Source organism: Flavitalea antarctica (genome assembly GCF_054461535.1).
Genome location: NZ_JBTLQG010000021.1, coordinates 54,629 through 77,523 on the forward strand (window position 1 = coordinate 54,629; position 22,895 = coordinate 77,523).

The following is a 22,895-nucleotide window of genomic DNA, read 5'->3' on the forward strand; positions in this document are numbered from 1 at the left end:
GACTCACCATTTCCATGGTAAGTAATTAATACCAGGCGGAGAATTAATCTTTGAACCCGTATGCGGCAAGCATCTTGTCAAAGATGGAAGAGTTCTCATAAATGCCAATGAATCTTTCAGCGCCGGGGCCATAGGCAAAAACCGGTATCATAACCCCGGTATGTCCTTTGGTTGAGAACTTTGCTTCAATTGTACCAGCTTTCATGTCACCGTTTATAAGTGATAAGCCGCCTGTTTCATGGTCACCGGTGACAATTACAAGCGTGTTCCCGTCTCTTTGGGCGAAATCCAGAGCGACACCCACAGCCTCATCAAAATCGATAAGTTCAGAAGTCAGGTAAGCTGCGTCATTATTATGAGATCCCCAGTCAATCTGCGATCCTTCGACCATGAGGAAAAATCCATTAGGGTTTTTGTTAAGAATGGTCAATGCAGTCTTGGTGCCTTGTACGAGGTGGGGTCCTCTGCCATCAATCATCCTTATCGGTTCTGCATTGGCGGTGAAACCGGCAAGCTTACCAGAGGTAATTTTTGTGATCTCGGGAAAGGATTCCACTACCTGGTAATTTCTTTTTCTGAGGCTATCCAATAAGTTTTTACCATCTTTTCTTTGGGCGAAATGATCTTTACCTCCCCCGATAAACACATCAATATCTGTTTTCAGGAAATCCATAGCCACTTCTTCCCCCAGTGTCCGCGATACCTGGTGTGCGATAAATGCTGCAGGTGTGGCATGTGTGATGGAACAGGTTGTGACCATGCCGGTAGCCTTTTTATAACTTTCAGCAATCTCCAGTATTGTTGGCCTCGATATTCTTGTTGCATCTACGCCGATTGATCCGTTATTTGTTTTTGAACCTGTCGAGAATGCCGTAGCCCCGGCACCTGAATCAGTCACGTACTGATCAAAGGACTGGCTCTTATGAAAACCGATAGCGGTGCATCGCTCTATATTGAGCTTTCCTTTGTTTGCTGTAAGCCCCGCAAAAATCTGGGCGGTTCCCATTCCGTCCCCGATAAGTAATATGATTTTAGTTGGTTTGCCATTTGCCGACTTAGTCTGCTGACCCAAAGATTGGGCGCTTTCTTCGCTTTTGTGACAACAGCAGAGGAAAAAAGTGAGGGCGCCCAATACTAAACTGGCAATTCTTACGTTCATCCGAACAAAGTATCTATAATATTAGATTTTTACAAGTTTTTGTAAGGGTATTCTCGTAATTAGTTTGTTACGGGCAGTGCTTCTGTACCCTCCAGCCCCTGATCCGGGCTGCTATCTTTATCCTGATCCTGGTCAGATCATTACAGATATTTTGCTGAGAGTCTTATCTTCCGGTTTTTCTGAACCTACGGAAACCGGCATCGTTCCATAAATATCTGCCCATGACCTTATCAACTGAAAAAAATCTGACTGCCCACCGTTTATTTTCGATTGACGCACTGAGAGGCCTGGTTATGATTATCATGGCACTCGATCATTCCCGGGAAATGTTTCATAGTGCTGCTTTTACGAGTGATCCGGTGGATATGGCGACAACAACCCCGGCACTCTTTTTCACCAGGTGGATCACCCATTTTTGCGCACCGGTGTTTGTCTTCCTTTCAGGTACTTCCATTTATTTACAGTCGCTTCGTAAGTCAAAAAAGGAGCTGTCTGCATTTTTATTGAAGCGGGGGCTTTGGCTCATCGTAGTTGACCTCGTCATCATGAGCTTCGGGATAACCTTTGACATTCATTTCGGACTCATCATTCTGCAGGTAATCTGGGCAATGGGAATCAGCATGATAATCCTTGCCGCATGTATCTGGCTACCTTTCTCTTTGTTGACAGCCATTGGCCTGCTGATAGTGTTTGGCCATAATTCACTTGATTTCTTAGAAAGTTCTTCCTCTGCACCTGCTTCGGTGTTTTATAACCTGGTACACCGTCCTGCCATGTTACCCATTTCGGAAGAACATTTTCTTGGTATCTTCTATCCGTTTGTTCCCTGGACGGGTGTAATGATGATTGGTTATGCATTCGGGAAGATTTATACAAGCGGGGCCAATGGTGCACCAAGGCCCCTGGTTGCGCGTTATATCGGGCTTGCTGCCATTTTGCTGTTTATCGTCTTGAGATACACCAATCTTTATGGGGATCCCTTGCACTGGTCTACACAGAGGACACCGGGCTTTACCGTTCTTTCGTTTCTGAACACACAGAAATATCCACCTTCATTGCTATATCTCTGCATGACCCTTGGTCCTGCCCTGGTATTACTGAGCTTCCTGCAGCACTTGCCGCGAAAATTTGTGTCAGTGATTACGATATATGGTCGGGTGCCCTTCTTCTATTATATACTCCATTTCTATATTTTACACGCACTGACTGCGATGATGTTCCTGTTACGCGGGCATACATTCGCAGAAGGCGTAAAGGGTTTACCGTCATTTCCATTTCATTTTATTGTTCCCGGCGAAGGTCTGTCGCTTTCCGCTGCTTATGGCATGTGGATATTGGTCGTGGCTGCCTTGTATCCTCTCTGTGCCTGGTTTGGAAGATATAAACAAACTCACAGGCAGTGGTGGTTAAGCTATGTCTAAGCAGTTTGGTCAACAAAAAGATAGTGTTGGTCAAAGCATTTTTCGGCACATTGAACCTGCGTTTATGTTTGTAAAAAATTACAATGCAGGACTCAAATCGTTTGTATTACCTCGACTGGTTAAGAATCGGCGCAATTATCGGTGTGCTTTTTTTTCATAGTGCTATGCCATTTGCAGCAGAAAGTGACTGGCATATAAAAAACAATGAAACCTCCAGTCTATTCCTTGAATTCAACTTCTTTTTAAGCCGTTTCAGGATGCCGCTGTTGTTTTTTATATCAGGGGCGGTTGCACATTTTATACTGAAACGGAAAACAGGTGGTGAGTTCATTTGGCTTAGGTTTAAAAGATTAATGATCCCGGTAATTGTCGGCATCGTATTTATTGTACCGGTCCAGGTGTACATGGAGAGGCTGAACCAGGGCTTCAAGGGAAGCCTGACAGACTTCTATGCTTCCCTTCTCACAAGCGGGGCTTACCCGCAGGGAAACATCAGTTGGCACCATCTCTGGTTCATTGTATATCTTTTTGTGTATGACCTGCTACTTGCACCGCTGGTCAGGTTGACGACCAAAGTAAAAGGCAATTTTCCCTGGCTGAATCTACTTCCGACTGGAAAAAAAATCTATTTAGTGATGATTCCGTCTGTGATACTTTTTGTCGCCATGGTAAGACATTTCCCCCAGACCCATAACCTGGTAAATGACTGGTGCTGGTTTATTTATTGGTTGTTATTTTTTGTCGCAGGCTTCTTCATTTTCCGTTTTCCTGCATTGGTATTAAGCCTTGAACGAAATCGCAGGGTTTCGTTAACTGCAGCCGTTTCGGCATTTTTATTTATAAATTACCTGCGCTGGAATGACCTTGAGCCCGCTGAGCAATTGGTTGATCTTCCATCGACAATAAAAAACTATGCTTATTTGTCGCTATATGCCATTACAGCCTGGTGTTGGGTTTTTGCTATCATCGGCTACGGCCGGAAATACCTGAATGGTTACAATGTTTCGTTGAATTATCTAAACGGCGCGGCATATCCTTTTTATATCCTGCATCAATCAGTAATTGTGGTGATAGCTTTTTATGTGGTGAAGACCGGCGATACCATCCTGTCCAAATACATATTCATTGTGATTACCACTTTAATTACGAGTATATTTATATATCATTTATTTATCCGTCCGTTTGCATTGATGCGTTTTTTAATGGGAGGTAAAATGAACCCGGCAAAGACAATGGAAACGCCTCCTACAGCCGCGCCGGACATAGAGAGCAAAAAACAAAACACCGGACCAGTCATTGAGAGCGGGCCAAATGCCAAACCCAGATTATCGCATCATGAATCAATGAGAACCTATTGAAAGATTCGATGTCATTTAAGAACTATTACTCATCATCGGCCGGGGCAAAGCTATTCATCGTAGCCAAAAGTTTTATTCAAGTATTTTAAGATGCGAAAAATTCTTCCATATCTCAATCCTGCTATATTCGGACTGGTGATTTATGTAAGCATACGCCTTGTAACCGACACTTTTTCCTCCGAACAGTTTTGGGACCGCCCCTGGTTATTTAATACAATTGAAGTGGTGTTTGTGATTATGACTTCTTACCTGGTCTATAGGTTGTTACAGGTTATCACTGCAGGCCTGGGTAAGTCGCGCCCGCTAATCAATGTAAAAAATCTAACAAAAGAGTTTGCTTACGTTTTTTGTATGATAGTGGCAATCATCAATCCTGCTTTACTGTTTATCCATTACCTGAACAAAGATCCCATCGGCCAATCGGATCTGATTATTGCCAACATCATTGCGGTGTTATATTCACTGCTTTATTACGCCATTTTACGTGGCAATCACTATTTAAAATATTATATCGAGCAACAGACACAAATGGAAAGAATGAAAACTGAAAATCTCCGGACTGAACTAAGTTTTCTAAAGGCCCAATATCATCCGCATTTTATTTTCAACGCCCTGAACACGATATATTTTCAAATGGACGAAGATGTGCCGGAAGCAAAACGTACGGTTGAAAAATTTGCTGAATTGTTGCGATACCAACTAAACGATCAACAACATATGATTGATGTGCGACAGGAACTGGAGCATCTCAATAATTTCATTCATTTGCAAAAACAGCGTTCGGCAGGAACTCTCGATTTGCAGATCAGTTACCAGGAAGAGGTGAAGAACGCGAAAATTTATCCGTTGCTTTTACTTCCACTGGTGGAAAATGCATTTAAATATGTTGGTGGAAACCTGAGAATAATTATAGAAGCGGGAATGAATGGAAGCGATATTCATTTTTCTGTGCAAAATAGTCTGCCTGAACGACAACAAAGCAGGGGCGGCGGAATAGGGCATGACCACCTGCAAAAAAGACTTCGGCTCCTTTATCCTGACAAGCATACTTTTTCCATTGAGCAAACCAAACATTATTACAAAGCTGAACTGAAATTAAGTCCGATATGAAGATTTCCTGTGTTATTACTGACGACGAGCCTATCGCAAGACGGGGACTGGAGAACTATGTCGCCCGTATACCTTTCCTCGAATTTACCGGTGTTTGCGAAGATGCAATACAGCTAAATACTTTTTTACAGCATCGTTCAGTGGACCTGGTATTTCTTGATATCGAAATGCCCTTTCTTACCGGCATAGACTTTCTTAAATCTGCCAGGATTATGCCGAAGGTGATTTTGACAACCGCCTATGAAAATTACGCACTGCAGGGTTTTGAACTTGATGTGCTGGATTACCTGTTGAAACCCATCTCATTTGACAGGTTTCTTAAGTCCGCAAACAAGGCCGCTGAATATTTTGAGAGCAGGGCAGTTGTTGCACCAGGCTATATATTTATAAAATGTGAAGGTCGTTTAGAGAAAGTAATATTTAGCGATATTCTGTATATAGAAGCACTTGAAAACTATATTTCCATCTCAACAACAGAAAAAAAATGGCTGACACATATTACTTTGAAAGCGGTGCTCGATCAGCTCCCTCCTCATTTCATACAGACTCATAAATCATGGGTTGTGAATACCGACTCGGTTAACGCCGTGGACGCAAACTTTGTTTTTTGCGGAAGCAAGATGATTCCTTTATCAAAGCAGCACCGCGAGGTGCTGATGAAAAAACTGGTTGATGGAAATATCCTGAAGCGCTGATGTTTCTCTGATGAAATTGTTATTGCTTATGACCATGAATCGGTTCATGGTCATAAGCAATTTGGTTTACTGGTTCCTTGGAAACACCAATGACATGGAGGCAAGCAAAGCATACGGAACCGTGATGATAATGATCGAGATCAGTAAGTCGCGTTTTTTGTTTGGATTGTTGTTCCACGCTGATTCATACTTACTCAGGATCTGTTGGTCCTTTTCGTTTACAATAAATATCCGGTGGAAGATCATCGCGGTCACGAGGTACACAGATAAAGCGAAAGTCATAGCGCCATCTTTCGATGTGAACCATGAATGTTTTATCGTACGCAGGTACATCGCCTGAAAAAATAATACCCATCCACCGGTAGAAAAGGAAAGCAGGTACATGGCCTGGAATCGTGATAATAAATCGCCGGAATGATCACTGCGTTGATAGCAATGATTGTAGATGTTGAAATACAAATACTCTAAGGGTTTCAAGGGTTTGGGGTTTAGGGTTACGGATTGTTCCCATTAAACGCTTTTTTGCTTCAAACACATACAAGTCCTGGTTGAATATTTATGAATTTCGCGGGCTTTCATTGGTAATCAATAAGTAAACGGGATTATTTTTTTTGTGATTCCCAAATTAGGAATAACCCCGGCCTTTATTCGCATCTCAAAACCCTTATGGGATTAATTTTTGCCGTCGCCAGGCTTTGAAGCCCCACTGTAATACAGGCAATCAGAAGTACCATCATTGCTACAATTGCAAATACCCACCATTCGATTTCAATGCGGTAAGCATATTGTTCCAGCCAACTGTTGATCAGCATCCAGGCTACCGGTATCGCTATTAGGATCCCCAATGAAACGAGTAGCATAAAATCCTTCGTAAGGGTTGTAGCAATGGAATTTATTCCTGCGCCCAATACCTTCCTTATCCCGATTTCTTTAATCCTTCTTTCCGATGAATAAAGTGTAAGACCAAAGAGTCCGAAACAACCAATAAATATAGTGAGCACCGCAAAAAGCATGATTACGGAGGCAATGCGCTTTTCTTCTGTATATGATTTTTCCAGCGCATCACGCAGAATTGTAAACCGGAATGGAATATCAGGTTCAAATTGAGTGTAAACATTTTCCATTTGCCTGATCAATTTCTCTGAATCAACCTCATGCGTTTTGACAAACATATTTGAGTAACCGCTTTTTGGCTGGTAACCGCAGATAAATGGTTCGATTCCTGTCTTCAGTGGCTTAAAATGAAAATTCTTGACCACACCTGTGACTAAGCCTGGCATTTCATTACACAGGATAGGTTTGCCTATCACACCGCTTATAGTTTCTCCCATCGCCTCTACCGCAGAAACGTTGATGATGAAGGCCGCAGTGTCATCATTCAGTTGCTTCGGAAAATTTAAACCGGCCAACAGTTCGAGGCCAAGTACGGGAATAAAATCATGATCAGTATTTGCATAGATGGCAGAGATCTTCATGGGTGATTTACTTTCGTTCCAATGTATAAATCCTGCGTTTGTATCTTCCAAAAGTGAAATAGTTGATGCTGCTGTTCTAATTACGCCGGGTAACTTTTCGAGTTCTTCGCGAAGTACTGTTGAATTATATTTTAGTTTTCCGGCAAGGCGTAGATTCATCAATTGCTCTTTGTGAAAACCAAGATCCTTATGCCTTATAAAATTTATCTGCCTGTACACAAAAAATGTGCAGGTGATCAGCGTCACTGAGATGGCGAACTGACAAACAACCAATATCTGCCTAAAGACTTTTCCTGATTGATTGCTCCATTTTCTTCTGATGATATTTGCGGGACTGAATGCGGATAATATGAACGCCGGGTATAAACCACCTATTAGACCAACAAACAAAATGAATGAAAAATAGAGAACCAGGATCGGCGAGCTCGATAAACAATCATAGAATACGTTGCCGGTAAACCCTGCAAGCCATTCCTGTGAAGCCGTAACAAAAATGAGGGCAACAACTCCAGCTATGATCGAAACGATCATTGACTCCCCGAGGAATTGTATGGCCAATTCTGCGCGCGACGCGCCGGTCAGTCTCCGCATACCCACTTCCAGGGCTCTTTTTAATGATCTCGCAGTGGTGAGATTGATAAAGTTGACCAGGGCTATTATTAATAGAACCATACCGGCCGCTGAAAAAAGCCGGACATAGCTGATATCACTTCTTTTGCCCCAGTCTGTATGTAGATCGAACGATGATCGCAGGTACTGCTCCCGCAGTAGTTGCAGCTCTATATCCAGTTTTGTATAGCCGGGAGGAAGCTTCCAGATGTCCTTAAGTTTGTTTCCTAAAGATTTAGTATCCGTTCCTTTTGCCAGCTGCACATAGGTATGAACAAGTTTTGGTTCGCCGTTGATCGGATCTTTGTTGTCAGCAGACATGGAACTGAATGGTAGGAGAAAGTCGAACCTTATGCTGGAGTTGGCAGGTAAATTTTTAGCGATACCCGCAAGTCTGAATTCTCCGTGGTTCAGTAATTTAAATGACCGGTTAACAATTGATTCATCATCTCTCCACTGCGATCCGAAATACTTGTCGGCCATGGCTTCGGTGATCACAACATCTTTCGAAGAAAGTAATGCGTTGCGGGGATCACCTTTAAGAAGCGGAAAATTGAAAACCGTAAATACAGCATTGTCAGTAAACAGGATCTGATTTTCTTCAAAGTTCCGGTTTCCACTCCTGACTATATCCGTCAGTTGGGCGAACCTGACCATATTAATAAGATCCGGTTGAGCATTTTGAATCAATTCACCTGCGGCAATTTCCGTGGACGCAGTTCGATAGATTTTACTGTCCTTTTCCAACAATCCGGTTATCCTGTAAATTGAATCAATATTCTCGTGGAAGCTGTCGTGGTTCCATTCATTCCTGAGAAACAGTGCCAGCGTGAGGCAAGCGGCCATCGTGAGGGCAAGGCCGCTGATGTTTATCAATGAAAAAACTTTGTTCTTCCAGATGTTACGGACTCCCAGGCTGAAATTGAAAGGCACCATTTAGTGGACCTATTAGTAGGATCATTCATTAGTCCAACTGCTGTGCCATTTAGCGAACTGTAAGATTACCAGCTTGTTTCATATTTTACCTGGACCGGCGGTGTTCATTAATGAACGATTTCCTGATCGTAACCGCGCATAAGCTGATCAAAGCTTCGTTGGAAAAAACAGGCCTTCTGTCGATTTTATTTTGTCAGTCTGTCGTATTTGGTTCCTTTGGAGACTTAATAAATATCAATGGAAAAACGGCTGGCTCATTCCGGGGACGCAACGACAATAAGCTCATTCCTTAAAGACCCAAAGGTTTCTGCCATCCTTAGATCCGTGTTGTTCTGGATGATGTTTATGAGTCTGCTTTTTCTGGGCGGCTCGTTTTTGGTTCCGCTCTTCAACAAATCGGTATCTCAATTGATTTTTGGCATAGTTGGTACAACTGCGGCGGTAATCACAGTTTATGTATTTCTCAGGCGTGAAAAACAGACTTTCAGACAAATAGGTTTGGTCTTAGAACCGGCATCAATAACCAGGTTTTTATCAGGTTATGTGATTGGTACGGTCATTTGTGTGATCATGATTTCGGTCCTCATCATGTTCAGTGAACTCGAACTTAAAACAAACAATGCTTTTGTTTTCACGCCCATAACGGCAATTGGATATTTAGCCATCGTGCCACTTGCCTTAATGGAAGAACTGGCTTTCAGATCCTATCCATTTATAAGACTTAATGAAAGGCTTAATTTTCGCATGATACAATTAGTTGTTGCGCTGGCTTTTGCAGCTTATCATATGATAGGTGGCCAGGACATAATGAGCTCTTTGCTCGGCCCCGGAGTATGGGCTTACGTTTTCGGTCTTGCAGCAATCCGCTCCGGTGGCATTGCCATGCCACTTGGTATTCATGTCGCCGCCAACGCCAGCCAGGCCCTGGCAGGGATGAAATCAAGAGATCATGCAATCTGGTTACTGGATTTCCAGGCTAAGCCGGGACCAGATGCCTTGAGCCGGGCTGAGAACACTGGGTTGCTTTTGCATGCCGCCATGCTGGTAATAGCAATCTTGCTAACTGAATTATATATGCGTAAGACAAAAAAGATTCGCGATTCAGGACAGAAGAAATAACACGGTACGTCGTTTGCAATATGAGCATTCATGTTACCGATTCCCATTGGTGATGATAATAGTGGCCGGCAAATAGTGCCTTTTGTCAATTATATCCTCATCGCACTCAACATAATTTCATTTATCTTCTGGCAGGGTTGGGGCGTTGATGAGGCCCTCAATTACTCTGTAACTTTTTCCTATGCTACTGTGCCCGGGGAGATCTTCAGCGGTATGGATATTATTACCGAGAGCACAACCGTTCAGGATCCACTGACCCGGCAGGAATTCCTGATGCCCGGCCTGGGACCAACACCCGTTCCCGTGTTCTTCACTTTGTTTACTTCATTGTTTTTGCATGGCGGCATAGGTCACCTCCTGGGAAACATGTTATACCTGTGGATTTTTGGTGATAATCTTGAAGACAAGATGGGGCATACGAGATACTTCATTTTTTACATGCTGACAGGGATGCTGGCTGGTCTGTGCCATGTATTCGCTACCTATATTCTTAACCAGGATCCGCTTATCCCGGCCATAGGAGCATCAGGCGCCATCTCCGCAGTGCTTGGCGGTTATATCCTTTTATTTCCTTCCTTGCGGATTCGTATGTGGTTCCTGTTATTCAGCCTGAGAATTCCTGCATTCCTGGTTGTTGGGATTTGGTTTTGTTTCCAGGTGTTGAATGGCCTTGGCACATTGGGTGGGGAAGAAGCTGGCGGAATTGCTTATGCGGCTCATATAGGGGGATTCATTTTTGGTTTGTTACTCGCGAGGAGTTTTATACCCAGCCCCACCGTTAAATCCAGGCGAAGACGATAATCATTCTCTCCTGCTCTCAACCGTATAAATAAAGCTGTCGGCCCGGTAGTAACCGAGGTTGTATTCGATAGGACGTTCTCCCTGGTCAAACACAAACCGTTTGCGCATAAGAATAGGGCTTCCCGGTTCAACTTCAAGTTTGCCAGCTATAAATTTATCAGCGGCAATGGCGCTGATCTCTTCCTGTGAGAGATTGGCCACCACCATATGCTCCTTCTCAAGTATCTCATAAAGCGGTCGCTTGAAATCCTCTTCACCGGTTAAACCTACCCTTGGATGGAAGTAGGAAACGAAGTAAACAAAGGGACCTTCCGGTTTACCTCTCAGTCTTTCAAGCTTGAGGATCTTTTTCTCTGTTGTGATCCCGAAGAAGTTGGCAATTTGTTCTGTCACAATCACCCAACTCACATGTAGTTCAAAGTTCTTTATCTGGATGCCACGCGCTTTCATCTCCTGGGAAAAAGAAAGCCAGTTGTTCGATTTTGAACTTACCGTTGTTCCGGACACCTTTGTCCCTATACCTTTTTTCCTGATAAGGAGTCCTTCATAAACCAGCTTGTTTAATGCCTGGCGGATAGTGGTCCGGGAGATTGCAAGCTGCCTGGCAAGATCTACTTCGTTGGGAATCAATTTTCCATTGGCATACTGGGGATCAGCAATGATTGTTCGCAGCAGGTTTTCCGCCTGAACGTGTAAGGGTATGTGACTTTTGTGATCTAGTTTCATGACAATTGCTGATTCCGGTGAAATTAAATAAAATGAAGAAGAATGTCATTATGTGTTAACATAAATGAGCCCGGGGGATAATCTGGAACGTTCATTTTCCACGCCGGGATTAATAAATCTGAGGGGCTAAGTTCATCGGTTATTTTGGTTTATTACCATATTTCGGCTAACTATGTACCTACATTACAACATAAACGATTTATGGACAAAGGCGAAAAAAGAAAAACGCTACAACCCCTTTTACCTCAATTCCTCGAGAGGAGACCCGGAAATGCGGGCGGATATGATATTTACCCATTTCATTCCCTCGGAAAAGGAAAGATTTTTAGTGGATATGAATCGATGGCCGAATGGATCCTCAGGCACCCGGGAGCTTTAGTTGATGGTTACAGCGGTATCCTTTGGCAGGATATCCGCTCCGGCCTTTCTGATGTTTTTAGTACAAAGGGAATCAGGGTGAATTGGATAAATATGAACGCCTGTCTCAAGATAACTGCTGAAATTGAATTGATGGTTGAACCATTCCTTGGGAGCCGGGACAGCCCCTGGGGTAAGAAGTGTGACTGTTCGCTGGTCGATTTTTATGATCCGGCAAAACTTGCGTTCATCCGTCCCGACCCAAATTTTGACATCAATATTGTGTATGGACCTGGAGCCGCTCTTATAGATTGGAAGGATATGCCGTTGATCTATATGGATCTTCCTAAAAACGAACTGCAATACCGGATGAGGGCAGGGTCGGTCACGAACCTGGGATGCAAAGAGCCTGGTCGTCCATCCGAAATGTACAAACGGTGCTATTTTGTCGACTGGGTTGTGCTGAATAAGCATAAAAAAGCAGTGATGCCGGTTGCGGATATTTTCGCAGATGTTCAGTGGATCGATTCACTAAACTGGATGACCGCTGAAAGCCTGTCGCATGCACTGCAAACGATGAGCAGATCAGTGTTCCGGGTGAGGCCATGGTTTGAAGCCGGTGCCTGGGGTGGTCAATGGATGAAGGAAAGGTTCAATGGCTTAAATAAAGATGAAGTGAATTATGCCTGGTCCTTTGAACTCATCGTTCCCGAAAATGGGATAGTTTTTGAGAGCGATGGCTACTTACTGGAGTTGTCTTTTGATTACCTGATGTTTGCAGACAATAGGTCCATAATTGGAAAACACGCTTCATTTTTTGGTGATGAATTTCCAATACGTTTTGATTTTCTTGATACCTGGGATGGCGGAAATCTTTCTATCCAGTGTCATCCTTCACTGCCATATATCAGAAAAAATTTCGGAGAACACATAACGCAGGATGAAACATACTATATCCTTGACTGCAAAAAAGATGCGGCTGTGTATCTTGGTTTCCAGGAAAACATTGATCCGGATGAATTCCGCAAGGAGCTTGAAAATAGTCGTACCAACAATACCATCATTCCTATAGAAAAATATGTGCAGTCGCACCCGGCCGATAAACATCAGTTGTTCCTGATCCCAAACGGCACCGTTCATAGTGCGGGCGCAAATAACCTGGTTCTTGAGATCAGTGCTACTCCGTATATCTTCACCTTTAAAATGTATGATTGGCTCAGGCTTGATCTTAACGGAGAGCCAAGAGCGATCAACATCGAACATGCTTTCAACAATCTGAACTTCGCGAGAAAAGGTCACCGGGTTACTACTCAATTGATATCAACGCCACGGTTGGTCGAAAAAGGGCCTGATTGGGAATTGATCCATCTTCCAACCCACCCGGAGCATTTCTATGATGTGCACCGTTTGGAATTTGAATCAGTCGTGGAGGTTAACACAAATGGAAGTTGCCATGTATTAATGCTTGTTGAGGGCCAGTCCATTTCAATACAAACCAACGATGGCCGCGAAACAATATTTCATTATGCAGAAACATTTGTTGTTCCGGCAGCTTCAGCATTTTACCGCATCAACAACCTGGGGAACGTCAAAGCGAAACTGGTAAAGGCTTTTATAAAAGATGAAATTGATTTTCTTAAATAACAACGCCACACCGAAAGCAAAAACACTATGCAGAGTAAAAGCGTATACCTGATGATCACGACCCTGGTAGCATCGCTGGGTGGATTTCTTTTTGGGTTCGATATGGCCGTGATCTCGGGTGTATTACCCCTGTTGCAAAAGCAATTCACCTTATCTGCGTTCCAGGAAGGCTGGTTTGTTTCATCTGCCTTGGTCGGTTGCATTGCCGGTGTTGCTTTCTCAGGTGAGTTAAGCGACAGGCTTGGGCGAAAAACGCCGTTGTTTTTATCAGCGATATTATTCCTTTTATCAGCACTTGGTTGTGCACTGATGCCAACGCTTTCCTGGATCATTGTAGCCAGGTTTATCGGTGGTGTCGGAATCGGAATCGCTTCGAATGTGGTTCCACTATATATATCCGAGATAGCCCCTGCAAAATCAAGGGGACGATTAATTACGTATTACCAGTTTGCGCTGACCTTCGGAATATTGGTAGCATATCTCACAAATGCCGGACTTGTCGACAGTGCCCTGGGCAATCCTGTAGGGCAAGGCTTTTTTCATACACTGTTTGTAACAGAAGTATGGCGGGGGATGATGGGCATAGGAGTGCTGCCTGCGCTATTATTCCTTCTTGGTCTGTTCCTGGTCCCTGAGAGTCCGAGATGGCTCATCCAAAAAGGTTTCACAGAGAAAGGTAAAGTCATCCTTAATAATATAAACAAGCCTGAAGAAGCGCAAAAAGATTTTGAGAATATTAAGGCCAATCACCAGGAACAAAAAGTTTCATATAAAGAGTTGCTGGCTCCCCGGTGGAGAAGGGCGTTAATAATCGGATTACTGCTGCCCTTGTTCTCACAGTTCAGTGGTATCAACGCAATCATTTATTATGGCCCGAGCATTCTCAGCAATGCTGGTATTTCCCTGAGCAATTCTTTATTGAGCCAGATAATATTTGGTGCTGCCAACATGCTTTTCACCCTGGTCGCTATCTGGAAGGTTGACAGCGCCGGCCGCCGGCCTTTATACCTGGCGGGTACGGCCGGTGCCGCGCTCAGCCTTTTCCTGACAGGGCTTTGTTTTGCGACCGGCGCTACTACCAGCATCTGGCTGCTTGTTTGTGTATTGGCATTTCTCGCCTGTTTTGCGTTTTCAATTGGACCTTTAAAATTTGTAATTGCGGCTGAGATCTTTCCAAATAAGATAAGGGGTCGCGCGATGGCACTGAGCATTATGGTAATGTGGATCGCCGATACCATAGTTGGTCAGTTGACGCCGGTATTATTGAAAAGTATAGGCACTGCGGCAACCTTCTGGGTATTCGCGACATTTTGTGTAATCGCTTTAGTAATCGTATATAAATTACTGCCCGAAACAAAAGGCAAAACGCTGGAAGAAATCGAAAGCGATTGGAAAAACCGTGCGGTTAAAAAAGAGGCGCTGGTTTAAGTTCAGTTTCATAAATATAAAACACATTTGAGTTGGATAAGATCAGGGAAAGCGGAGTAGCAGTAGGTGCGGATATAGGTGGCTCCCATATAACCGTAGCGCAGGTCGATGTGATTAACAAGCACATCCTGGAACAATCACTCTGCCGGCGGAATGTAAATCCGGGTGCCACTGTAGATGAGCTAATAAAAGACTGGGCCGGTTGTATACGGGAAACCACCGGGTCTATGGAAATAAGCAAAATCTGCCTTGCCATGCCCGGGCCTTTTGACTACGAGGCAGGCATCTGCCTGATCAGGGACCAGGATAAGTATCCGGGATTGTACGGAGTAAATGTGAAGATGCGATTGGCTGAGTTATTGGATATCGATCCAACATATCTTTATCTCCGTAATGATGCCGCCTGTTTCCTGCAGGGCGAAGTCTTCTCGGGCGTTATCACCGGAGTTAAACATGCAATCGGGTTAACGCTCGGTACCGGGCTTGGGACAGCTATTTATAAAAATGGCATGGCTGAAAGCGCTGATCTCTGGAACATACCTTTCAAAGATTCGATCGCAGAAGACTACATCTCTTCCCGGTGGTTCATTAAAAGGCACCTGGCGTTAAATGGCAAGTCTGTGGCAGGGGTAAAAGAACTTGTTGGCCTCGCTCACACGGATGCGCACGTACGGAGTATTTTTGAAGAATTTGGAAACAATCTCGCCGAATTTCTCAATCGTTTTATTGAATCAGAAAATCCGGAGGCAGTAGTCATAGGTGGGAACATATCTCATGCATTTCCCTTTTTCAGTGAGTTGCTAAGGAAACAAGTTGGCAACCGGAATCCCGGCATTACGATTTATAAAAGTGTAAACGGCGAAAACGCAGCATTAACTGGTGCAGTAAGTAGCTGGTATAACTCAAAGAAACGTTCACTCGCTGATTAATTTTTTAAACGATGCTTAGTATGAAGGTCCTGCGATTAAGATCAAAGAGTTTCCGCCGTTCAGTAATTGTTATTCAGCCTGCGATAATGATCGTCATTTGCAGCTGCCTGATACAGGGCAGGCAGTCGTTACATGCCCAGGTAAAATCTGATCTGATTCAATGGGTTGACCCGAATATAGGCACCGCTCATTGCAGGTGGTTTCATTATACACCAGGCGCAGTCCCATTTGGAATGGCTAAGCCCGCACCATCAACAAACGGAAGTTATGGTAATGCATCCGGATGGGAGGCAACCGGCTATGATTTCAGGCATACTTCAATTGAAGGCTTTGGGAATTTCCATGAGTTCCAGGTAGGCGGAATCGTATTTGCGCCGATCGTTGGAAAGCTGGAGACTAAACCTGGCAAACTTGAGAGCCCTGATGAGGGTTATCGATCCAGGTTTGACAGGAAAGATGAAAAAGCAACAGCGGGTTACTATTCAGTATTCCTGAAAGACTATGGTATCAAAGCCGAATTAACATCAACCAAAAGAGTAGCCTTCCATCGCTACACCTTTCCGGCATCAGAAGAAGCTCATATAATCTTCGATATAGGAAACAGGCAGGGCGAGAGTGGATCGATTAAAGAATCGAAGGTTAATATATTACCTGATGGTCGTGTTGAAGGTTTTGTGACCACGCTGCCGGTTTATGTTCAGAAATATCAAAACGGTGCTGAAGTGACCATGTACTTTTCAGCGCAATCAGATAGGAGACCGGGTGCTTACGGTGTGTTCAACGCCAATGAAGTTTTGCCGGGTAAGAGCGAAACTTCCGGAACAGGCGCCGGTGCTTTCTTCACATTCAGGACCGCAGCAAATGAGAGCATCACCATCAAAGCCGGTCTTTCTTATACTTCTATTGAAAATGCAAGACTGAACCTGCAGCAGGAAGCAGCATCGTTGTCATTCGACGATGCAAAAAAACAAGCCCGGCAAGCCTGGAATGATCAGCTTGGGAAAATTGAAGTAGAGACCAACAACAAAGCAGACAAAATCAAATTTTATACAGGATTGTATCATGCTTTACTGGGCCGGGGTCTGGCGTCGGATGTTAATGGGGCTTATCCAACAAATGATGGGAGGGTGGGGCAAATTGCTCGTGATAAAAGAAATCATCCACTGCATAATCATTATAATTCTGATGCCGTTTGGGGTACTTACTGGAACCTGAACCAGCTTTGGGCAATTGCCTATCCTGAATTTTATGCTGACCTTATTAAAAGCCAGTTACTTGTTTACAAAGATGCCGGCTGGCTCGGGGATGGAATTGCAAACAGCAAATTTGTCTCCGGTGTAGGAACCAATATGGTAAGCCTCGTGATGTCCAGTGCTTATATGGCAGGGATACGCGACTTCGATGTGAAACTCGCCTATGAAGCTTCAAGGAAAAATGAACTTGAGTGGAGAGATCGTCCGCGTGGAGCGGGTAAACCCGATGTTGACCGGTTCCTCAAATATGGCTATGTTAATCATCTGGACTCGGGGAAGAATGATAGTGAAAACTGGCAGTTTTCTGCATCTCATACCCTGGAATATGCTTATAGTGCATACGCTGTTGCGCAATGGGCAAAACTGTTAGGTAAAACTTCAGATTACCAGCAACTCATGAAGTTATCTAAAGCCTGGGAACAGATCTTTGATCCTGCTTTAAAATTAATTCGTCCGAAAAAGGCAGATGGAAAATTCATTGATAAGTTTGATCCTTCACAACCATGGCGCGGCTTCCAGGAGGGGAATGCCTGGCAATACACTTATTTTGTTCCGCATCAGCCTTTGGCTCTTGTAAACAAATTGGGAAGAGCTACCTTCAACGCCAGGCTCGACAGTACTTTCACTATAGCTGAAAAAGCATTGTTTGGTGGTGGCTCCAATATAGATGCTTTTGCCGGGATAGCAGGCATTTACAATCATGGCAATCAACCCAATTTACATGCTTCATGGTTGTTTAATTTCTCAGGAAAACCTTCACTGACACAAAAATGGGTGCGTGCTATCTGTAATCAATTTTACGGAACAGAGGGTATTCATGGATATGGCTTCGGCCAGGATGAGGACCAGGGTCAACTTGGAGCCTGGTATGTTATTTCAAGTATCGGCTTGTTTGATGTAGCAGGATTAACCGACATTAAACCGATGCCAGGACTGGGCAGCCCCCTGTTTGATAAGGTGACGATACGACTGAACAATAAATATTATCCGGGAAAAAACTTCGTGATAGAAACAAAAAACAACAGTGCCGAAAACATATATGTTCAGCGTATGCAACTCAACGGAAAAACTATGCATAAACCATTTATTGCCTTGACTGATATCACAGCAGGTGGTAAACTCATCATGGAGATGGGGCAAAAACCTGTGGATGAATATTAGGCGGTGAAGATGACTGTTTTGACCGGAAAAGAAAACTGCTTACATTTGTGTCACTCAAAAACTACTTCGGAAATGTGAAGAATAATTTCTTTCAAAGAAAATAATAAGTAATCCTTAATGGATTATGATCATTATTCACTTTTAAAAGGAAGAAATTATGTTGAATCTTCAGAACATTACCTATTCTCATCCCAATAAGGATCTCTTATTTAATAATCTTAGTTTCTCTGTTAATCAGAATAGTAAAATAGCCCTGATCGGCAACAATGGCTCAGGGAAGTCCACATTGCTGCAAATCATAGCAGGCGTATTGCATCCAACCGACGGTAGTGTTCAATCGGCCTCGAAGCCGTATTATATACCCCAGTTGTTTGGCCAGTTTAACGAATTCACCGTTGCCCAGGCCCTCGCAATTGACCGGCAATTACAAGCTCTTCATGATATACTCCGTGGCGATGTAAGCGATGAGAACCTCTCCGTGTTGGATGATAACTGGACCATCGAAGAGCGTTGCGAGTCGGCTCTTGCTCATTGGGGTCTCGAAAGCCTGGATCCATGGCAAAAAATGAAGTACCTGAGTGGAGGCCAGAAAACAAAAGTATTCCTGGCCGGGATAGATATACATAATCCCGGGATAATATTATTGGATGAGCCAAGTAATCACCTCGACATTGCCGGCAGGAAATTATTGTATGATTTTATTGCTTCAGTTAACGCAACCCTGGTCGTAGTGAGTCATGATCGAAAGTTACTTAACATACCTGACACCGTTTATGAGTTAACAAAAAAGGGAATAACAATTTATGGTGGTAATTATGATTTTTATTCGCAACAGAAATCTATAGAAGCGAATGCAGCTGAACAGGACCTGAGAAACCTGGACAAGTCATTAAGAAAGGCAAAAGAAGTTGAGAGAGATTCAATAGAAAGACAAAACAAGTTAAATGCAAGGGGCAAAAAAAAGCAGGAAAAATCAGGCGTACCTACCATCGCTATGAACACCTTAAGAAATAATGCGGAGAAAACTACCGCAAGGATCAAAGATGTGCACGCAGAAAAAGTAGGTATGATCTCGGAGGAACGAAATGTTTTAAGGAGTGCCCTGGCAGGTATGGACAAAATGAGATTTGGCTTCAGCAACACATCCCTGCATACTGGCAAAATTCTTTTCGAGGCAAAGGAGATAAATTTCGGTTATGGCAAATCCCGGATTTGGAAAAAGGATCTGACACTACACATAAAAAGTGGCGAGCGTGTTTCCATCAAAGGTCTTAATGGTTCAGGCAAAACGACATTGATTAAAATAATATCCGGAGAATTACAATCTTCGGTGGGAACTGTTCACCGCGCAATAAATGAAGCAGTTTACATTGACCAGGAATATTCACTCATAGATAATCAGCTGACCGTTTTTGAACAAGCGTTGGCCTTCAATAATTCCGGTCTCCAGGAACATGAGATAAAAATCAGGCTCAATCGATTCCTGTTCAGTAAGGAATTCTGGGATAAGAAATGCGCAGGACTAAGTGGTGGTGAAAAGATGCGATTAATGCTTTGCTGTCTTACCATTTCACAAAATGCGCCCGATATCATTTTTCTTGATGAGCCAACGAATAACCTGGATATCCAGAATATAAAGATCTTAACAGATGCTGTCAATGAATACGCGGGAACGATCGTTGTTGTATCTCATGATGAATATTTTCTTGAAGAAATAAACGTGATAAGAACTATCGACCTGGATCAACTGTGAGTTTGGATATGCTTCCCGTGAGTAACGTCAATGCAGTTTCATGCCAGATTTAAAAACAGTTTGTTACTGATCCTTCTTTTTCTGCGACTAAAATATGCTGCACTTCGCCCAATATCGATGACTCAGAAGAGTCACCTGAAATTGATCATTGCGGTTGTTGACCGGAAATGATTCCTGCGCGGTCGATCTGAAAGTTCGGGTGGCGTTGTGTTGCTTACCCCGAATCTTTAACCCCTAAATCAAACCAGATGAAAAAGTGTTTGTTGATCCTGGCCGTTGTCTTACTCTCACTTCATGCCTGCAGACAAGAGCCTCCCAAGCCGGGTGATCAGCAATTTTCCAATGAGGTTGCCGAACAGGATAATAACGTCGCGGCATTGGAAGATCAGACTTTCCAACCCCGGGGATAGTAAATATTTCTCAGAGGATTTTGTTATTCTGTCCTCAGGCTTTTCACCGGGTTTGAAAGTGCTGCTCTGACAGCCTGGAGGCCAACCGTAACCAGGGCAATAGCCAGCGCAGCGAATGCCGCGAGAAAAAATATCCATAACGGAATATTGATCCTGTATTTGAAGTCTTCCAGCCAGTCGGACAATGCCCACCAGGCCACCGGGAAGGCGACCAATGCAGCTATTAGCACCAGCACCAGGAAATCTTTTGAAAGCAATGTTACGATACTCCCTATGCCGGCTCCCAATACTTTCCGTATGCCTATTTCTTTTGTTCGCTTAACCACTACAAGGGTCGCGAGGCCGAACAGCCCCATACAGGCGATAAAGATGGACAATACTGAAGCATACGTAACCACGTTGCCAAGTCTCTGTTCCTGGCTATAGGCGGCATTCAATGCATCATCCAGGAAGCGGTACTCAAATTCCTGGCTTCCTGCCGCGGCTTTCCAGGCAGACCTTAACCCCGCTATCTGTTGTTGCAAATTTCCGGCTGCCAGTCTCACGCTGACCCTACGGCTGTTGGAATGCTCAGTAGTAACATCACTTGATGCCCTCAGTATACTATCTGACTTCATTGCCATCATCACTGGCTTTACGGCAGTATGCAACGATTCAAAATTGAAGTCCTTTACAACGCCTATTATTTCTTCCGCATATTTGCCGGGTAGCTTTTTTCCCAGCGCATCTTTCCAACCATATTCTCGTACTAAAGCTTCATTCACGATAACCGCATTCGAATCAGCCGGATTACCTTTCATGAAGTTTCGGCCGGCTACCAGCCTCAGCCCCATAGTGGGGATGAAATCCGGATCAACCAGGTTGAAGTTAAATGAACGGAATGTCTTCTTATCATCAATGTAACCAAGTTTCATCCAGCCTGCCTGTATCAGGCTAAACCAGGAAACGGTGCTTGATTTTACGTTACGGTTTGTTTCAAGTGCCGTCTTGAAACGCGTCCCGAGGTCCCTGCCCTCCAGCCCCGATTTATTGGTGGAGATCACTACTACCTGTTCCTTACTGTATCCCAGGTCTTTGCTCCGGAGATAGTCTAATTGTTTCCCAATAACTATTGTGCAAATAATCATGATTATTGAGGCGACAAATTGTGAAACCACCAGCGCTCGCCTGAACAGATTCATATTCCCACCAACCTTCAGTTTTCCTTTTAACACTTCTATCGGCCTGAACCCGGATAAAACAATAGCGGGATAGATGCCGGCAATTAAACCGACAATGACAAACAAAGCCATAAAAAAGAGTATGGTAAAGGGGTTAATGTCGAGCACCAGTTCCCGGTCAGCCAGTTGGCTGAAAGGTTGTAAACAGAACCAGGCGAGTAGTAACCCAATCAGGAACGAAATGAACGTGAGCATTAATGCTTCGCCCCAGAATTGTTTTACGAGTTGTGGACGTGCGGCACCCAGCACCTTCCGCACGCCAACCTCCAGCGAACGGCTTGCCGACCGGCCAATGGACAACGTAACAAAGTTGATACAGGCAATCAGCAATATCAGTATTCCGATAGTTGCCAGTATGGTTGAATATTTTGGGTTACTGACAGGTTCGTTCCCTGCAGGCAAAGTATTGTCGAGGTGTATTTTGGTTAAAGGCTGAAGTGTAACATTATACTGACCAGGCTTATAGTTTTTTGCCACCAGGGGATTGAGGACGGCAGCGATCTTTTTACTTAGTGCTTCCGGGCCGGTACCTTTTTTCAAGAGGAAATAGGTTTCGACGGATACATTTGACCAGGCCTGCGTCATTGTCTTTTCACTAAAAAAGCGCAGCCCGTTTGCAAAAGATATCAGCATTTCGAACCGTATACTCGATTCAAGGGGAACTTCATTTACTATCCCGGCAACAGTAAAAGGGACCCATTCCCGCGCAAGCTCAAGTTCCAGCGTTTTGCCTAACGGTGATTCGTTGCCAAAATATTTTGTAGCGGCTGCTTGTGTTATGACAATTGCGTTCGCGGTTGGAAAGGGGTTGTTCAGATCACCTTGTTTTAATTTGAAGTCGAACAAGTTAAAAAAACTGCTGTCGACCATGTTGATCTTTTCTGAGAAGATGTTGTTATTGTAGCGGACTAAAGGACTCCTGGAAAAGACACGGCAGGTTTTTTCTATTTCAGGTAAATTGTGTTGAAGTACCGGTCCGAGTGGAAGGGGAGTCATCGTGTTGGTAAAGATCTGACCTTCATAATGCTCCTGGAGCCATGCCCTGTGTATTCGGTCTGCTTTGCTATGAAACCGGTCAAAGCTCCATTCGCTTTTTACAAACAATGCGATAAGGATACAACAGGCAATGCCAACGCCCAGCCCGGAAACGTTTATAACTGTATATCCCTTATGATGTCTTAAATAACGGATGGCAACTTTCAGGTAATTTTTCAGCATAATCAGGTCGGTTGATAATGGTTAATAATATGGGAAGCGATTGCACGGCGTATGCGCGGTCTATTGTCCCTGAAAAATATGCCAGTTTACAACTATACTGCCTGTCAATCACT

The 22,895-nt window shown here is 43.8% G+C and carries 17 protein-coding genes; 12 read left to right on the top strand and 5 right to left on the bottom strand.

The window, feature by feature from the left end; all coding sequences use genetic code 11:
* Positions 1 to 43: 43 nt before the first annotated feature.
* The gene (locus tag ACX0G7_RS17650) at positions 44 to 1,159 is read right to left on the bottom strand and encodes an alkaline phosphatase (protein ID WP_458924837.1); all 1,116 of its coding nucleotides are present in this window, start codon (positions 1,157 to 1,159) and stop codon (positions 44 to 46) included.
* 221 nt (positions 1,160 to 1,380) lie between these two features.
* Between ACX0G7_RS17650 and ACX0G7_RS17655 the strand changes: the two genes are divergently transcribed.
* The 4 genes from ACX0G7_RS17655 (at position 1,381) to ACX0G7_RS17670 (ending at position 5,743) form a co-directional block, all read left to right on the top strand.
* Entirely contained in the window at positions 1,381 to 2,580 is a 1,200-nt protein-coding gene (locus ACX0G7_RS17655; RefSeq protein ID WP_458924838.1) for a DUF1624 domain-containing protein, read from the top strand.
* An 83-nt stretch (positions 2,581 to 2,663) separates the two neighbouring features.
* Positions 2,664 to 3,938, top strand: coding sequence for an acyltransferase family protein (locus tag ACX0G7_RS17660; RefSeq protein ID WP_458924839.1), 1,275 nt, complete (start codon positions 2,664 to 2,666; stop codon positions 3,936 to 3,938).
* Between the two features lie 90 nt (positions 3,939 to 4,028).
* Positions 4,029 to 5,048, top strand: coding sequence for a sensor histidine kinase (locus ACX0G7_RS17665; RefSeq protein ID WP_458924840.1), 1,020 nt, complete (start codon positions 4,029 to 4,031; stop codon positions 5,046 to 5,048).
* Positions 5,045 to 5,743 carry a LytR/AlgR family response regulator transcription factor gene (locus tag ACX0G7_RS17670; protein ID WP_458924841.1) on the top strand — a complete coding sequence of 233 codons (699 nt, stop codon included), beginning with the start codon at positions 5,045 to 5,047 and terminating at the stop codon, positions 5,741 to 5,743. The genes ACX0G7_RS17665 and ACX0G7_RS17670 overlap by 4 nt, the downstream gene beginning before the upstream one ends.
* A 66-nt stretch (positions 5,744 to 5,809) precedes the next feature.
* Here the strand turns inward: ACX0G7_RS17670 and ACX0G7_RS17675 are convergent, their stop codons facing one another.
* Both ACX0G7_RS17675 and ACX0G7_RS17680 read right to left on the bottom strand, forming a co-directional pair.
* Positions 5,810 to 6,220: a hypothetical protein gene (locus ACX0G7_RS17675; RefSeq protein WP_458924842.1), complete on the bottom strand. Its 411-nt coding sequence runs from the start codon at positions 6,218 to 6,220 to the stop codon at positions 5,810 to 5,812.
* Positions 6,221 to 6,387: 167 nt separating this feature from the next.
* Positions 6,388 to 8,763 carry an ABC transporter permease gene (locus ACX0G7_RS17680; RefSeq protein WP_458924843.1) on the bottom strand — a complete coding sequence of 792 codons (2,376 nt, stop codon included), beginning with the start codon at positions 8,761 to 8,763 and terminating at the stop codon, positions 6,388 to 6,390.
* Between the two features lie 237 nt (positions 8,764 to 9,000).
* On the opposite strand from ACX0G7_RS17680, the gene ACX0G7_RS17685 reads away from it, so the two are divergent.
* A complete protein-coding gene (locus tag ACX0G7_RS17685) occupies positions 9,001 to 9,882 on the top strand; it encodes a CPBP family intramembrane glutamic endopeptidase (protein ID WP_458924844.1) in 882 nt (293 codons plus the stop codon).
* A gap of 30 nt (positions 9,883 to 9,912) precedes the next feature.
* Entirely contained in the window at positions 9,913 to 10,683 is a 771-nt protein-coding gene (locus tag ACX0G7_RS17690) for a rhomboid family intramembrane serine protease (protein ID WP_458924845.1), read from the top strand.
* On the opposite strand, the gene ACX0G7_RS17695 is transcribed toward ACX0G7_RS17690, so the two are convergent.
* Positions 10,684 to 11,409 carry a GntR family transcriptional regulator gene (locus ACX0G7_RS17695; RefSeq protein ID WP_458924846.1) on the bottom strand — a complete coding sequence of 242 codons (726 nt, stop codon included), beginning with the start codon at positions 11,407 to 11,409 and terminating at the stop codon, positions 10,684 to 10,686. It abuts the gene before it with no gap.
* A 201-nt stretch (positions 11,410 to 11,610) separates the two neighbouring features.
* Between ACX0G7_RS17695 and ACX0G7_RS17700 the strand changes: the two genes are divergently transcribed.
* The 6 genes from ACX0G7_RS17700 (at position 11,611) to ACX0G7_RS17725 (ending at position 20,344) form a co-directional block, all read left to right on the top strand.
* A complete protein-coding gene (locus ACX0G7_RS17700; protein ID WP_458924847.1) occupies positions 11,611 to 13,410 on the top strand; it encodes a class I mannose-6-phosphate isomerase in 1,800 nt (599 codons plus the stop codon).
* Positions 13,411 to 13,437: 27 nt separating this feature from the next.
* Positions 13,438 to 14,838: a sugar porter family MFS transporter gene (locus ACX0G7_RS17705; RefSeq protein ID WP_458924848.1), complete on the top strand. Its 1,401-nt coding sequence runs from the start codon at positions 13,438 to 13,440 to the stop codon at positions 14,836 to 14,838.
* Positions 14,839 to 14,870: 32 nt separating this feature from the next.
* Complete coding sequence (locus tag ACX0G7_RS17710; RefSeq protein ID WP_458924849.1) at positions 14,871 to 15,767, top strand: ROK family protein; 897 nt, start codon at positions 14,871 to 14,873, stop codon at positions 15,765 to 15,767.
* 20 nt (positions 15,768 to 15,787) lie between these two features.
* Positions 15,788 to 18,181: a GH92 family glycosyl hydrolase gene (locus ACX0G7_RS17715; protein WP_458924850.1), complete on the top strand. Its 2,394-nt coding sequence runs from the start codon at positions 15,788 to 15,790 to the stop codon at positions 18,179 to 18,181.
* 157 nt (positions 18,182 to 18,338) lie between these two features.
* A complete protein-coding gene (locus ACX0G7_RS17720; RefSeq protein ID WP_458924851.1) occupies positions 18,339 to 19,934 on the top strand; it encodes an ABC-F family ATP-binding cassette domain-containing protein in 1,596 nt (531 codons plus the stop codon).
* A gap of 248 nt (positions 19,935 to 20,182) precedes the next feature.
* Positions 20,183 to 20,344: a hypothetical protein gene (locus ACX0G7_RS17725; RefSeq protein ID WP_458924852.1), complete on the top strand. Its 162-nt coding sequence runs from the start codon at positions 20,183 to 20,185 to the stop codon at positions 20,342 to 20,344.
* A 23-nt stretch (positions 20,345 to 20,367) separates the two neighbouring features.
* Here the strand turns inward: ACX0G7_RS17725 and ACX0G7_RS17730 are convergent, their stop codons facing one another.
* Positions 20,368 to 22,782 (bottom strand): ABC transporter permease, encoded by a 2,415-nt coding sequence (locus tag ACX0G7_RS17730; RefSeq protein WP_458924853.1) that lies wholly within the window; start codon positions 22,780 to 22,782, stop codon positions 20,368 to 20,370.
* Positions 22,783 to 22,895 lie beyond the last annotated feature (113 nt).